Source organism: Rhodanobacter sp. IGA1.0 (genome assembly GCF_040208325.1).
GTDB classification, from domain to species: domain Bacteria; phylum Pseudomonadota; class Gammaproteobacteria; order Xanthomonadales; family Rhodanobacteraceae; genus Rhodanobacter; species Rhodanobacter spathiphylli.
In genome coordinates, this window is record NZ_CP157948.1 from 2,173,080 (window position 1) to 2,187,413 (window position 14,334).

General features: G+C 69.9%; 12 protein-coding genes. 3 read left to right on the forward strand and 9 right to left on the reverse strand.

Translation table 11 applies throughout. The features are described 5' to 3' along the window. Positions 1 to 44: 44 nt before the first annotated feature. The 3 genes from ABNK63_RS09775 to ABNK63_RS09785 form a co-directional block, all read right to left on the reverse strand. Entirely contained in the window at positions 45 to 1,031 is a 987-nt protein-coding gene (locus ABNK63_RS09775) for a multidrug resistance efflux transporter family protein (RefSeq protein WP_350015511.1), read from the reverse strand. 96 nt (positions 1,032 to 1,127) lie between these two features. Next, complete coding sequence (locus tag ABNK63_RS09780) at positions 1,128 to 1,316, reverse strand: hypothetical protein (RefSeq protein WP_007808018.1); 189 nt, start codon at positions 1,314 to 1,316, stop codon at positions 1,128 to 1,130. 107 nt (positions 1,317 to 1,423) lie between these two features. After that, the gene (locus tag ABNK63_RS09785; protein ID WP_350015512.1) at positions 1,424 to 2,791 is read right to left on the reverse strand and encodes a formimidoylglutamate deiminase; all 1,368 of its coding nucleotides are present in this window, start codon (positions 2,789 to 2,791) and stop codon (positions 1,424 to 1,426) included. A gap of 85 nt (positions 2,792 to 2,876) precedes the next feature. Between ABNK63_RS09785 and ABNK63_RS09790 the strand changes: the two genes are divergently transcribed. Genes ABNK63_RS09790 through hutI form a run of 3 tightly spaced genes read left to right on the forward strand, consistent with a single transcriptional unit; the run spans position 2,877 to position 7,268 of the window. Then, on the forward strand, positions 2,877 to 4,436 hold the full coding sequence (locus ABNK63_RS09790) for a bifunctional GNAT family N-acetyltransferase/carbon-nitrogen hydrolase family protein (protein WP_007808021.1): 1,560 nt from the start codon (positions 2,877 to 2,879) through the stop codon (positions 4,434 to 4,436). Between the two features lie 60 nt (positions 4,437 to 4,496). Then, a complete protein-coding gene (locus tag ABNK63_RS09795) occupies positions 4,497 to 5,990 on the forward strand; it encodes a chloride channel protein (protein ID WP_007808023.1) in 1,494 nt (497 codons plus the stop codon). Positions 5,991 to 6,038: 48 nt separating this feature from the next. After that, positions 6,039 to 7,268, forward strand: a complete 1,230-nt coding sequence (gene hutI, locus ABNK63_RS09800) for an imidazolonepropionase (protein ID WP_350015513.1) — start codon at positions 6,039 to 6,041, stop codon at positions 7,266 to 7,268. Here hutI and lpxK read toward each other — a convergent pair. The 6 genes from lpxK to lolD all read right to left on the reverse strand — a co-directional run bounded on the left by lpxK (position 7,254) and on the right by lolD (position 14,329). Beyond that, entirely contained in the window at positions 7,254 to 8,240 is a 987-nt protein-coding gene (gene lpxK, locus ABNK63_RS09805; protein WP_350015514.1) for a tetraacyldisaccharide 4'-kinase, read from the reverse strand. The two genes, hutI and lpxK, sit on opposite strands and share 15 nt — an antisense overlap. A gap of 9 nt (positions 8,241 to 8,249) precedes the next feature. Continuing rightward, entirely contained in the window at positions 8,250 to 10,034 is a 1,785-nt protein-coding gene (gene msbA, locus ABNK63_RS09810) for a lipid A export permease/ATP-binding protein MsbA (protein ID WP_350015515.1), read from the reverse strand. Further along, on the reverse strand, positions 10,031 to 10,462 hold the full coding sequence (locus ABNK63_RS09815; protein ID WP_350015516.1) for a biopolymer transporter ExbD: 432 nt from the start codon (positions 10,460 to 10,462) through the stop codon (positions 10,031 to 10,033). The genes msbA and ABNK63_RS09815 overlap by 4 nt, the downstream gene beginning before the upstream one ends. Before the next feature lie 10 nt (positions 10,463 to 10,472). Continuing rightward, positions 10,473 to 11,138 (reverse strand): MotA/TolQ/ExbB proton channel family protein, encoded by a 666-nt coding sequence (locus ABNK63_RS09820; protein WP_350015517.1) that lies wholly within the window; start codon positions 11,136 to 11,138, stop codon positions 10,473 to 10,475. A 99-nt stretch (positions 11,139 to 11,237) separates the two neighbouring features. Further along, positions 11,238 to 13,538, reverse strand: coding sequence for a DNA internalization-related competence protein ComEC/Rec2 (locus ABNK63_RS09825; protein ID WP_350015518.1), 2,301 nt, complete (start codon positions 13,536 to 13,538; stop codon positions 11,238 to 11,240). A gap of 92 nt (positions 13,539 to 13,630) precedes the next feature. Then, positions 13,631 to 14,329: a lipoprotein-releasing ABC transporter ATP-binding protein LolD gene (gene lolD, locus ABNK63_RS09830; protein ID WP_040673272.1), complete on the reverse strand. Its 699-nt coding sequence runs from the start codon at positions 14,327 to 14,329 to the stop codon at positions 13,631 to 13,633. Between the last annotated feature and the right edge of the window lie 5 nt (positions 14,330 to 14,334).

Genomic DNA, 14,334 nt, shown 5'->3' on the forward strand with positions numbered 1-14,334 from the left:
TCGGTCTTGCCTGGGGACGTGGGCATCGCGCAAGCATAAGCCGCTCAGGCGCTGCGATCACCGCGCAGCACACGCACGGCCTCGTCGTCACCCGCCGCACCGCGGCCGCTGACCCAGCCGAACAGCGCGATGCCCACGATGATCGCCAGCGCGCCGAACAGCGCGTAGCCACGCGGCCACGCCTCGCCGAGGAACAGCACGCCGAGCAAGCTGGCGAACAGCAGCTCCGCGGCCTGCATCGCCTCCACCGCGGCCAGCGCGGTCGGTGCGCTGCGCACCATGTCGGTGGCGCGGAAGAACAGGATGGTGGCGATGGTGCCCGAGGACAGCGCCACGCCGCCGGCCAGCAGCGCCTCGCGCAGGCTCGGCGGGCCGACGGTGAACCAGGCGATCACCGCGAACAGCAGCCACAGTGGCCAGCTGCACAGCGTCATGCCGAACACGCGCTGCACCGCGTTCAGCTGCGTCGGCCCCTGCTCCAGATGCAACAGCAGTTGCCGATTGCCCAGCGGATAGGCGAATGCGGAAAGCACCACCGCGCCGATCGCCAGCCAGTCGCCGGCGTGCAGCTGGCCCTGGGCGTGACCCCATTGCAGCGCGAACACGCCGGCCACGATCAGCGCGCCGATCGCCAGCGTGCGCCAGGCCAGCCGTGCCCGTTCGTCGCGATAGATCAGCGGCGCCAGCAAGGGGCCGGCCAGCACGGTGGTCTGGAAGCTGCCGGCGATCAGCCACGACGGACCGCTGCTCGCCGCCCAGGTCAACGGCACGCCGAACAGCACGAAGCCCACGCCGCTCCACAGCAACCACGGCCGCGCATGCCGGCGCAATTCCCCCGGCAGTTCACCGAGCCCGCCCTGGAACGGCAGCACCACGGCCAGCATCGGCAAGGTCAGCAGGTAGCGCAGGATCACCGCCCATGCCCAATGCCCGCCACCGGCGACCAGGCTGCGATTGAGCACGTAGGTGAGCGTGAAGAACAGCGCCGAGCACAGCGCCAGTCCCACCGCGAGCAAGGCATTCGAACGCATGCAGGCACGCCGACAGAAAAACGGAGTGTGGCAAATCGCATCGGGCGTGCGTAGGGGCCAGCGCCGCCGATGCCGGCGGCGCGGACTTCGGAGGCGTCAGCGCCAGTAGCCGCCGACCCAGACGCGGCGGGGGCCCCAATGACCGGGCACCCAGACCCGGGCGTGGACAGGCTCCACCACCCTCACGCGGGCGACCGGGCGCGGCGCAGCCACGATGCAGCCGGTGAGCGAGGCACTGCCGGCCAGCAGCACGCCGAGGGCAAGGCAGGAAGTGATTCGACGCATGGGACACTCCATTCGTGGCAGGTGTCCGTCAGAACGCCGCTGTCGTCCACGCCGATGACGCCGGGGCGGGCAGTCGATGGCCGGCGTTCATTTTCCGCCGTGCTGCCTCAACGCGCCGCCAGCGCGCCCACCGCGGCGCGGTAACGTGCCGCGATGGCGGCCTCGTCGCGATGCCTGAAGTCGCGCACCTGCCAGCGGCCGCCGACCATCACGTCGCGCACCAGCGGCGTGTTGCCGGAGAACAGGAAGCTGTCGATCAGCGAACGCGTGTCGCGGGCGGCCAGCAGCGGCGAGGCGTCATCCAGCACGATCAGGTCGGCGCGGGCGCCGGCGCGCAATTCGCCGACCGGCGCGCCGCTGGCCCGGGCACCGCCGGCAAGAGCAGCCCGCCACAGCGTCTCGCCCACGCTGTCGCCCTGCTGTCGCGCCGCGATGTTGCGGTGGCGGGTGGCCAGGCGCTGGCCGTATTCCAGCCAGCGCAGCTCTTCCACCGGCGAGATCGAGATGTGCGAATCCGAACCGACGCCGAGCGTGCCGCCGGCGTCGAGGAAGTCGGCCAGCGGAAACAGGCCGTCGCCCAGGTTCGCCTCGGTGGTGGGACACAGGCCGGCGACGGCGCCGCTGCGCGCCAGCTGCGCGGTTTCCGCCTCGGTCAGATGGGTGGCGTGCACCAGGCACCAGCGCTCGTCGACATCGGCATGCTCGAACAGCCACTCGACCGGACGGGCGCCACGGGTGGCCAGGCAATCCTGCACTTCGCCGATCTGCTCGGCGATGTGGATGTGGATCGGACCGGTGCGGGCCAGCGGGCTGGCCAGCACCTCGGCCAGCGCCTGTTCCGGCACCGCGCGCAGCGAATGCAGCGCGATGCCCACGCGCACCGCGTCGTCTTCATGCGCGCGCAGGCTTTCCAGCAGGCGCAGATAGCCGTCCACCGAATGGCCGAAACGGCGCTGCCGCGCGCTGAGCGCCCGGCCGTCGAAGCCGCCGCTCATGTACAGCACCGGCAGCAGGGTCAGCCCGATGCCGGCCTCGCGCGCCGCCTCGATCAGCGCCAGCGACATCGCCGCTGGCTGCGCGTACGGCGTGCCGTCGGGCTGGTGGTGCAGGTAGTGGAATTCGCAGACCCGGGTGTAACCGGACTTCAGCATCTCGACGTAGAGCTGGCTGGCGATCGCCTTCAGCTGCTCCGGCGTGATCGCCGCGGCGAACGCGTACATCGTCTCGCGCCAGCTCCAGAAGCTGTCGTCGGCCTTGCTGCGACGCTCGGCCAGGCCCGCCATCGCACGCTGGAACGCGTGCGAATGGAGGTTCGGCATGCCCGGCAGCACCCACGAGCCGATCGGGGCCTGCGGCCCGGCGCAGTCGAGCAGCGCACCGGCGGACGACAGCCCGAACCGGCCATCGGCCAGCCAGCCGTGGCCGCGCCAAAGCTGCCCGGCTTCGAAACCCGAAGGACTCGCCCACTCGCTCATCACGTTCGCTCCGCATCGAATGGTGCAGTGTAACCGGCGCCCCGCTCCGTCTTCACCCGAGCGCAAACCGACCGTGCACAGGCCCATGAGCAAGAAAACCAGCGAAAACACCCCGAAACTGCTGTTGCGCCAGGCCCGCCTGGACGACGTGCCGCAACTGGCCGAGCTGACCGCGCGCATCTACACCGCCGAGTGGGGCCACTCGCCGGAGATGCTGCGCTCCCAGCAGACGCATTTCCCCGAAGGCCAGTTCGTGGTCGAGTACGAAGGCAAGGTGGTGGGCTACTGCGCCACCTTCCGCATCGACGAGGAAACCGCGCTGGCCCCGCACACCTGGTCGCAGATCACCGGCGGCGGCATGGGTTCGCGCCACAAGCCCGACGGCAACTGGCTGTACGGCATGGAAGTGGTGGTGCACCCGGACTATCGCGGCATGCGCATCGGCCAGCGGCTGTACCACGCGCGCAAGCGCCTGTGCACCGACCTGAAGCTGCGCGGCATCGTGTTCGGCGGGCGCATCCCCGGGCTGGCGAAGAACATCCAGCGCTACGGCAGCGCCGAGGCCTACGTGCAGGCGGTGGCGGAAGGCAAGCGCCGCGACCTCACCCTGAGCTTCCAGCTCAACAACGATTTCGAGGTGATCGGGCTGCTGCGGGCATACGTGCCGTCGGACCACGATTCGCTGGGCTACGCGGTGCACCTGGTCTGGCGCAACCCGCGCCTGCTCGACCAGCCGGACATGCCGCCGATTCCCTCGCCCCGGCACCTGCCCGATTCGGTGCGGGTGGCCTCGGTGCAGTACCAGCAGCGCAAGATCACCTCGTTCGAGGAGTTCGCCACCCAGGTCGAATACTTCACCGACATCGCCGCCGACTACAACGCGGACTTCGTCACCTTTCCCGAGCTGATCACCCTGCAGCTGCTGTCGATCGAGAACACCGAGCTGTCGCCGTTCGAGTCGATCCGCAAGCTGAGCCAGTACACGCCGCAGGTGAAGGAGCTGTTCAGCCGTCTGGCCGTCCATTACAACATCAACATCATCGCCGGCACGCATCCGACCGAGCAGGCCAACGGCGACATCCACAACGTCTGCTACGTGTGCCTGCGCGACGGCTCGCTGCACGAGCGCGAGAAGCTGCATCCCACGCCCAGCGAACGCAACGTGTGGAACATCTCCGGCGGCGACAGCGCCGCGACGATCCTCACCGACTGCGGCCCGATCGGCGTGATGATCTGCTACGACTCCGAATTCCCCGAGGTGGCCCGCCACCTGACCGACCAGGGCGCGCTGATCCTGTTCGTGCCGTTCTGCACCGACGTGCGCGAGGGCTACCTGCGCGTGCGTTACTGCTCGCAGGCGCGGGCGATCGAGAACCAGTGCTACGTGGTGCTGTCCGGCAACGTGGGCAACCTGCCCGGCGTCAACAACTTCGACATCCAGTATGGCCAGAGCTGCATCCTCACGCCCAGCGACTTCCCGTTCGCCCGCGACGGCATCGCGGCCGACTCCACGCCGAACATCGAGACCGTGCTGTTCGCCGACCTGCGCCTGGAAAGCCTGGCCCGCGCCCGCAACGCCGGCGCGGTGACCAACCTCAAGGATCGCCGCTTCGACCTGTACGAGACGCGGTGGCGGCCGCGCTGAGGGAAGGCCGGGAGCGGGACGCCCCCCATCGCCAGCCACGGCTCTGCGATAATCACGGCCATGCCCAAGTCTTCCGAACCTGTTTCAACCTCATCGAACCCGCGCCTGCGGGCACTGCTCGGACACGAGTTCTTCGCGCCGCATCACTGGAAGCGCCGGCTGGTGCTGTGGTTCGGCGCGATACTCGTGGCGCTGGCGGCGATCCTGTTTGCCAAGGCCAGCGTGTGGTCGTACCAGCTGTTCCTGCGCATCCTCGACCACGGCGTCTGGATTCCGCTGATCCTCACCCCGATCGTGTTCGCCCTGCTCGCCCGGGTCACCGAGGGCCGGTTCCGCGCAACGCGGGGCAGCGGCATTCCCCAGGTGATCGGCACGTTGCACATCGAGGACGAAGGCTTTCGTGCGCGGATGCTGGCGCTGCCGATTGCCGCGGGCAAGATGGCGCTGACCCTGATCGCGCTGGCGGTGGGCGCGTCGATCGGCCGCGAAGGACCGACCGTGCACGTGGGTGCGGGCCTGTTCTACTCGCTGGGCCGGCGCTTCGGCTTCGACGATCCCAGGGCCGCTTCGCGTTTCATCCTGGCCGGTGGCGCGGCCGGCATCGCGGCGGCGTTCAACACGCCGCTGGCCGGCGTGGTGTTCGCGATCGAGGAACTGGCCGGCACCTTCGAGCACCGCTTCAGCGGCCTGCTGCTGACCGCGGTGATCATCGGCGGCGTGGTGTCGCTCGGCATCATGGGCAACTACTCGTACTTCGGCGAGGTCGAGGCCAGCCTGCCGCTGGGCCACGCCTGGCTGGCGGTGTTGCTGACCGGGGTGATCGGCGGCTTGCTGGGCGGCCTGTTCGCGCGCCTGATCCTGCTGAGTCAGCGCGGCCCGCTGGCCCGTATCGGTCGGCTGCGCGCGCGCTGGCCGGTGGCGTTCGCGGCAGGCTGCGGGCTCACCCTCGCCGTGCTCGGCGTGTGCACCCACAACAGCATCTACGGCACCGGCTACGACCAGGCGCGGGCGATCGTGCAGGGCGCCGCGAACATGCCCGACCAGGGCTTCGGCATCGCCAAGCTGCTGGCCAACGTGGTCTCGTACTGGGCCGGCATCCCCGGCGGCATCTTCTCGCCGGCACTGGCGGTCGGCGCGGGCCTTGGCCAGAACATCGCGCACCTGTTGCCCGGCGTGCCCGCCGCCGCGGTGGTGCTGCTGGGCATGAGCGCCTACCTGGCCGGCGTCACCGGCGCACCACTGACCTCGGCGGTGATCGCGATGGAGCTGACCGACAACCAGGACATGGTGATCCCGATCATGGCGGCCTGCCTGCTGGCCCGCGCCGCCGCCTCGCTGTTCTGCCCCACGCCGGTGTACCGCGATTTTGCCGAGCGCATGGTGCAGGACTTCGAGCGGCAGCAGGCCAGCCAGCGCCCGAGCCAGGACGTGGTCTACGAACTGGCCGACGATACTCTGGACGAGACCGGCGACGTCGCGCCGACCTCAGTGCGCACCACCGCGTTCGACGAGCCGGCCACACCGGCCGACCCGCCACCACCCGCACAACCCTGATCCCTCCGCGCCGCCCCTTGCGCCGACCTTCGCCGGAACCCGATCGACATGAGCCACCCTCGCTGGGACACCTTGCTGATCAACGCGACGCTGGCCACGTTCGCGGGTGAGGCGCCGTACGGACTGATCGAACACGGGGCGATCGCGATGCACCACGGCCGCATCGCCTGGCTCGGCCGGATGGACGAGCTGCCCGGCGAACCCGCATCGCTGGCCGACGCGATCCGCTCGCTGGACGGCGCGCTGGTCACGCCGGGACTGATCGACTGCCATACCCACCTGGTCTTCGGCGGCGACCGCGCCCACGAGTTCGACCTGCGTCTGAACGGCGCCAGCTACGAGGAGATCGCCCGCGCCGGCGGCGGCATCGCCTCCAGCGTCACCGCCACCCGCGCCGCCAGCGAGGAACAGTTGCTGGCGCAATCGCTGCCACGCGCCCGCGCGCTGCTGGCCGATGGCGTGACCACGCTGGAGATCAAGTCCGGCTACGGGCTGGACCTGGACAGCGAGCGGCGCATGCTGCGCGTGGCGCGCCGGATCGGGCGCGAACTGGGCATCGGCGTGCGCACCAGCTTCCTGGGCCTGCACGCGCTGCCGCCGGAATACAAGGATCGACGCGACGATTACGTGGCCCTGGCCTGCGACGAGATGCTGCCCGCGCTGGCCGCCGAGGGCCTGGTCGATGCGGTGGACGCGTTCTGCGAAGGCATCGGCTTCAGTCGCGAGGAGACGCGCCGCGTGTTCGAACGGGCGAAGCAGCTCGGCCTGCCGGTGAAGCTGCACGCCGAACAGCTTTCCGACCTGGATGGCGCCGCCCTGGTCGCCGAGTACGGCGGCCTGTCGGCCGATCACCTGGAACACCTCGGCGACGGCGGCACCCGCGCGATGGCCGCGACCGGCACCGTGGCAGTGCTGCTGCCGGGCGCGTTCTACGCGTTGCGCGAAACGAAACTGCCGCCGATCGAACGCCTGCGCGAGCACGCCGTGCCAATCGCGATCGCCACCGACTGCAACCCCGGCACCTCGCCGCTGCTGTCGCTGCGCCTGGCCGCCGGCATGGCCTGCACGCTGTTCCGCCTGACGCCGGAAGAGGCATTGCGCGGCGTCACGGTGCATGCGGCACGTGCGCTGGGCCTGCGCGATCGCGGCACGCTGGAGGTCGGCCAGCGCGCCGACCTGGCGGTGTGGCAGGCGAAGCAGCCGGCGGAACTGTGCTACTGGATCGGCGGACAGCTGCTGCGCGGGCTGTGGATCGGGGGCGAATCAGTGCCGGCGTAGCGCCGCCTCGACGCGGGCGGTCAGCGCATCGAAGAACGCCAGCGGCAACTGCGCCCGCACCGGCACCCGGAACCAGTCCGGGCGGGCGAAGCCGGCGCACTTCACCGCGTCCTTGTCGGTCATCAGCAGCGGCAGCTGGTCACCGAAGGCGAGATCGCCCGGGACAAACGCATGGTGGTCGGCAAACGGGTGTCCGATCACCTCGATGCCCGCGTCGCGCAGACTGTCGAAGAATCGCTGCGGGTTGCCGATCGCGGCGACGGCATGCACGCGCTGGCCACGGAAGGTCGCCAGCGACTGCCGCCGCCCGTCGGCCAGGGCGACGACGTCGCCGCCGTGCAACTGCATCGGATACTCGCCGGGCTCGGCGACGCCACCATTGCATACGCGCAGGTCGACGCGCTGCAGCCGGGTGAGCGGTTCGCGCAAGGGACCGGCGGGCAGCAGGCGGCGATTGCCGAACCGGCGCACGCCGTCGATCACGCAGATCTCCACGTCGCGCGCCAGCCGGTAGTGCTGCAAGCCGTCATCGGCGAGCACCACGTCGCAGCCGGCGTTCAGCAGCAACTGCGCCGCGGCGGGACGATCGCGACCGATCGCCACCGGCACGCCGCTGGCGTGGATCAGGCAGGGCTCGTCGCCGACCCGCGCCGGGTCGGGCCCAGCGCCGAGCAGCAGCGGTTCGCGCTGGGTTCCGCCATGGCCGCGGCTGACCACGCCGGGACGATGACCGCGTTCGCGCAGGGCTTCGACCACGGCGATCGTCAACGGCGTCTTGCCGGTGCCGCCCACGCTGAGGTTGCCGATCACCACCACTGGCGCGGCCAGTCGCACGCTGCGCAGCACGCCGCGCCGGAACAGCAGGCCGCGGGTGCGGGTGACGGCGCCGTACAGCAGCGCCAGCGGCGCCGTCCACCACGGCGCCGGGGCGCCGCGATACCAGGCTGATTCGAGCGTGTCGATCAGCGCCACGGCCGCTCCTCAGTCGCCGGCCTGGTCGGCCGCATGGTCATGGAACTGCATGCGATGCAGCGCGGCGTACTGGCCGTCCAGCGCGATCAGTTCGGCATGCCTGCCCCGCTCGATGATGCGGCCCTGATCCATCACCGCGATCTGGTCGGCGCCTTCGACGGTGGACAGGCGGTGGGCGATCACCAGGGTGGTGCGGTCGCGCATCAGCCGTTGCAGGGCCTGCTGGATCAGCTGTTCGGATTCGGTGTCGAGCGCGCTGGTGGCTTCGTCCAGCACCAGGATCGGCGCGTTCTTGAGGATGGCGCGGGCGATCGCGATGCGCTGGCGCTGGCCGCCGGACAGCGTGTTGCCGCTCTGCCCGATGCGGGTGTGGATGCCGTCGGGCAGGCGCGCGATGAACTCCATCGCGTTGGCCGCCTCGGCCGCCGCGACGATGTCGGCCTCGCTGGCGCCGGCCAGCTCGCCGTAGGCGATGTTGTTGGCCACGGTGTCGTCGAACAGCACCACGCTCTGGCCGACCCAGGCGATCTGCCGGCGCAGCGACGGCAGCGTGTATTCCTGGTAGTCCGCGTCATCGAGCACGATGCGCCCCGCACCCGGCTCGTAGAAGCGCGGCAGCAGGCTGACCAGGCTGCTCTTGCCGCTGCCCGAACGGCCGACCAGGGCGGTGACCGTGCCCGGCGCGCAGGCCAGGTCGACGCCACGCAACGCTTCGTAGTCGCTGTTCGGATAAGTCAGCCGCACGCCCTCGAAACGCAGGTCGCCACGGGTACGCGCCAGCTCGCGCGTGCCGTGGTCGACTTCGGGCGGCAGGTCGATGACCTCGAACAGATCCTCCGCCGCCGACAGGCCGCGCTGGATGTTCGCCTGCACCTGGGTCAGCCGCTTCAGCGACGGCATCATCGCGCCCATCGCGGTCAGCACCGCAATGAACACGCCCGAGGAAATATGGTCGATCACGCCCGGCCGGGTACCCAGAAAGACCAGTGCCGCGAGCGCAAATGCGGCGACGGTCTGGATCGCCGTGCTGGACGTCGCGCTGGTCGCGGCGATCTTCAGGTTCAAACGGCGGGCCTGGTGGGTGACCTGGTCGAAGCGCGCGGCCTCGTGCTGCTGGCCGCCGTAGATGCGCACTTCACGATGCGCACCAACCGATTCCTCCACCGTGCCGGTCACCGAACCCATCATGCCCTGGATGCGCCGGCTGATCAGCCGGTAGCGGCGGCTGACCACGGTGGCGATCAGCACGATCGGCGGAATCATCACCAACAGGGTCAGCGTGAGGTAGGCGCTGTTGTGCAGCATCACGTAGAACATGCCGATCACGGTGACGCCTTCGGTCACCGCCACCTTCACCGCATCGGTCGAGGCCGAGGCCACCTGTTCGCTGGTGTAGGTGATGCGCGAGATCTGCTGGCCCGATGGTTCGCGGCCGAAGAAGGTCGCCGGCAGGCGCAGGTAGGAAGCGAACACGTCGTGCTGCATCGCCTGCACGATGTTGCGTCCGATGTAGGCAATGCCGTAATTGCTGACGAAGGTGCCCAGGCCACGGATACCGAAGATCGCGATGATCCAGATCGGCATCCAGAAGATCAGGTACGGGTCCTTGTCGAGGAACAGGTCGTCGAACATCGGCCTGAGCAGGTTGGTGAACATCGCCAACCCGCCACCATCCACCGCCATGCCGAGGATCGCCACCAGGCCCACCGCCCAGTAGCGCCGGGTATAGCCGAGCAGCCGCCCATAGACGCGCCGGCTGTCGGCATCCCACGCCCCGCCCTTGCGCTTGCTCACTGCGCCGCGCCCGGCTTGGTCGGCGTGGTGGCGATCGACAGCCGGGTGAAGCCGAGCTGGCCCAGCGCGTCCATCGCGGTGACCACGTTCTGGTTCGGCGTCATCGCATCGGCCCGGATCGTCACCGGGCGGTCGCGGTCGTCACCGGCGTTGCGCGCGATGGTCTGCTTCAGCGCCTCGATGCCCTCGCCCATCACCTCGTCGCTGCCCACGAAGAAACGGCCGTCGCGGTCGATCATGATGGTCAGCACCTGGGTGTTCAGGTCGCGATCCTGGGTGCTGGCCTGCGGCAGGGTCACCTGCATGCGCGAGTGCTGGATGAAGGTGCTGGTGAGCACGAAGAACATCAGCAGGGTCAGCAGCACGTCGATCAACGGAATCACGTTGATCTCGAAGTCGTCGCCCCGGCGGTCGTTGCTGATACGCATCGGTGTGCGCTCAGCCTGCGCCTGGCGCGGTCGGCGCCGGCGTCCGGCGCGGTCGTGCCGCCGCGCTGGCCGCGGCCGTGGCGGCCGCCGGCGACAGGGTCAGCTCGTCGAGCAGTGCGGTGGCCTGCTTTTCCATCTCCACGCAGTAACCGGCCACGCGCGAACGGAAGTAGCGATGCAGCACATAGGCGGGAATCGCCACGGTCAGGCCCGACGCTGTACAGATCAGCGCTTCGCCGATGCCGCCGGCCATCTTCGCCGGATCGCCGATGCCGCCGGCCATCACCTCCATGAACATGCGGATCAGGCCGATCACCGTGCCGAACAGGCCCAGCAGCGGGCCGATCAGGGCGATCGTGCCCAGCGTGTTGAGGTAGCGCTCCATCCGGTGGATGACGTGCCGGCCGGTGTCCTCGATGCGCTCCTTGATGATCTCGCGGGGCTGCCGGCGCACGGTCAGCGCGGCCGCCAGCAATTCGCCCAGCGGCGAGCCGCTGGCCAGCGTGTCCAGGTGCTTGGGATCGAGTTGACCCGAGCGTGCCCACTGGCGCACTTCGTCGCCCAGGCCGGGCGGCAACACGGATTGCCGGCGCAGCGTCCAGCAACGTTCCAGCACGATCGTCAGGGCGATCGCCGAACAGATCAGGATGGGCACCATCGCCCAGCCGCCAGCCATCAGAATTTCCAGCACTTTTCGACCCCAACATGCGACCCGACTTGGAAGCGCGCATGATAGCAGTCTGGCCCGGCCGTACTGCGGCGGGTGTGGCATTCCTCACTCGCGCCAGTAACGCGGTTGCCGCTGGCGCCAGCCGGCTTCGCGCCGTGGCGGGGCATCGACCGGGAAATCCAGCGCGATGGCGCCCTGCACCGCGGTATTGAACACCGGCACCCCGGCTGCCGCGTAGCGCGCCAGCACCTCGGGCTTCGGATGACCGAAGCGGTTGCGCCAGCCGGCCGACACGATCGCCACCGACGGCTGCACCGCGGCGATGAAGCCCGCGCCGGACGAGGTCTTGCTGCCATGGTGGGGCACCAGCAGCACGACGGGCGGCCCCGCTCCGAGACTCGCCGCCACCGGCGGCTCCACCGCGGAACTGATGTCGCCGCTGAGCAGCAACCGGCCGGAACGGTTCTCCACCAGCAGCACGCAGGAACTGTCGTTGTCGCGATCAGCCGCACCCGCCGGCGGATTCAGCACGCGGAAGCGCACGCCATCCCAGGTCCACGCCTGGCCGGCCACGCATTGGCGCATCGGCAGGTGCATCCGCGCCGGTTCGCCTGCGTAGCGCGGCGCCTCCGGAAACGCCTCGGCAACGACCCGGGCGCCGCCGGCGTGATCGTTGTCGCCGTGGCTGATCATCAGCAGGTCGAGCCGGCCCACGCCCAGCGCATGCAAGGCGGGCAACACCACCGCTTCGCCGAGGTCGAAGCCCGATGGATAGCGTGCGCCGGCGTCGTAGACCAGCACGTGGTCGTGCGTGCGCAGCAACACCGACAGGCCCTGCCCCACGTCGAGCACCCACGCCTGGAACGCGCCTTCCGGCGGCGTGGACAGCGGTGGCCGCAGCAGGGGCAGGAACAGCAGCAGGCCCAGCCAGCGCAGCGGCATCCCGCGCGGCATGAACAGCCACAGCGCGCCCAGCACCGCGAGCAGCAGCGCCCAGGGCTGCACGGTGGGCAGATACCAGTGCGCACCCGGCCAGGTCGCCATCTGCTCCAGCAACCACCATTGCGCGTGGGCCATCCGTGCGGCCAGCCACAACACCGGCCCGGCCAGCGGCGGGCACAGGCCCAGCATCAGCATGCCGCCCAGCGCGCATGGCACGATCACGAAGCTGACCAGCGGCACCGCGATCAGGTTCGACAAGGCGCCGACCAGCGAAGCCTGGCCGAAGAACCACATCGTCAGCGGCAGCAGGGCCACCGTCATCACCAGCTGCCCTGCGGTCAGCTCGTGCAGGAACGCGCGCAGGCCGCGCCCGCGCGATTGCAGGCACAGCATGAGGAAGCCCACGCCGACGAAGGACAGCCAGAATCCCGCCGCCAGCACCGCCAGCGGGTCGAACAGCAGGATCGCGATCATCGCCAGCGCCAGCGACTGGGCGCCGCCGCTGCCACGCCGGCTGCAACGCGCCAGCGTCACCACGGCGATCATCAGCAGGGTGCGCACCGTCGGCAGGCCGAAGCCGGCCAGCGCGCTGTACATCGTCGCCACCAGCAAGGCCGCGGCCGCCTGGGCTTGCGGCCGCGGCAGGCGCAGACCCAGCCCCGGCCACAACGCATACGACAGCCACGCCAGCCACACGCCGAACACCGCGGCCACGCCGACATGGAAGCCGGAAATCGCGATCAGGTGCGAGACCCCGTTGGCGCGCGCCACCGCCCAGTCCTGCGGCTGCAGGCCGCGGGTGTCGCCCACGGTGAATGCCTGCAGCAAGGCGGCGTCATGGTGGTCGCCGACCCGTGCGGCGATGCCGCGGGCGACCGCATCGCGGATCGCGTTGACGCACCAGCGTCGCTCGCCGAGCGAGCGGTTGTCCGGGTCATCCCGCACGTAGCCGGTGGCGACGATGCCGCGCTCCAGCGCGGAACGTTCGCTGTCGGCCGCACCCGGGTCCAGCAGGCCGCGGGGCCGCTTCAGGCGCAGCAGCAGATGCCAGCGCGAACATGGCTGCAGCGGTGGTGCATCCTCGTACCACGACACGGTGACCCGCCCATGCAGCGCGACGGGCTTTCCGTCGGCGGTGGCCTGCTCCACGCGCAGACTGAAACGACTCGCGTCGGGATGGATCAGCGGCAGATCGGCGATGCTGCCGACCACGGCCAGGTCGACGCCTTCCAGCGCGCGCGGCAGCCTTGCATCCATTGCCGCTGCGCCATGCCACGCCGCCCACGCCGCGCCGAACAGCAGGCAGGCCAGCCAGTGACAACGCGGCCAGCGCCAGGCGAGCAGGACGATCACCGGCACCAGGCACGGCAGCCACGCATGCGGCGGCAGCCGCGGCAACCATTGCACCAGCAGGACCCCGAGCAGCAAGGCCAGCGCCGCGGTGATCGCCGTCAGTCGCCCCATGCCGCGCGCCCCGTTCCATCCTGGAAGAAGCCGAGACTAGCGCGGCTCGAGCCGGGGCGCAGATGAAATGCGTGTAGGTCTTCGCCGGGACGTCAGTCCCGTGGAGCTTCCTGCAGCCTGCCGTTGTGCAGCACCAGGGTGCGATCCATCTTCGCGGCCAGATGCGGATCGTGGGTGACCAGCACGAAGCTGGTGCCGATCTCGCGGTTGAGCTCCAGCATCAATTCGTAGACCTGCGCCGCATTGGCCTCGTCGAGGTTGCCGGTGGGTTCGTCGCCCAGCACGCAGGCCGGCCGGGTCACCAGCGCCCGGGCCACGGCGCAGCGCTGGCGCTCGCCACCGGACAACTCGGACGGCTTGTGATGCGTGCGTCCGCCGAGGCCGACCCGCTCCAGCAGCACCATCGCCTGCTTTTCCGCTTCGGCGATCGCGGTGCCGCGGATCAGCAGCGGCATGCACACGTTCTCCAGCGCGGTGAACTCGGGCAGCAGGTGGTGGAACTGGTAGATGAAACCCAGCGAGCGGTTGCGCACGCGGCCGCGCTCGGCGTCGGACAGTTTCGACAGCACGCGGCCGTCCACCTCCACCTCGCCGGTGGTCAGCGTGTCGAGCCCGCCGATGATGTGCAGCAGCGTGCTCTTGCCCGAGCCAGACGCGCCGACGATCGCCATGGTCTGCCCGCGCTTCAGGGTGAAGCTGACGTCGCTCAGCACGTCGGTGCGCAGGCCGCCTTCGGCATAGGTCTTGGCCACGCCGGTGGCGCGCAGCACGTTTTCGGTCTTCTCGGTCATGACGG